Annotated in this window: 1 pseudogene; it reads right to left on the reverse strand. The window is 67.6% G+C overall.

Features of this window, described 5'->3' with window-relative positions:
- A pseudogene (locus tag CAPSK01_RS23865) lies at positions 1-241 on the reverse strand (hypothetical protein); the annotation flags it as partial.

Raw genomic sequence — 241 nt, forward strand, 5'->3', positions numbered from 1 at the left:
CCGGCCTCGTCGCTGGTGCCCTGAATCACGGCGACATCCAAGCCGACCAGGGCTTCCTGGAGCGCCTGCGTCCAGGTCGCCGCCTGACGATCCGCCGCGTACTGTTCCAGAAGAAGAAAGCCCGACACCGGCTCCAGCGCCACCAGACCCATCTGTGGATGGAAAGTCTCATCCTCACACACCGTGAGATCCCGATGCGGCATGCCCCGCGCCAGCGCCGCGCGCTGCTCCTCCGCGACGG

Origin of the sequence: Candidatus Accumulibacter vicinus (assembly GCF_000584955.1) — a bacterium.
GTDB lineage: Bacteria > Pseudomonadota > Gammaproteobacteria > Burkholderiales > Rhodocyclaceae > Accumulibacter > Accumulibacter vicinus.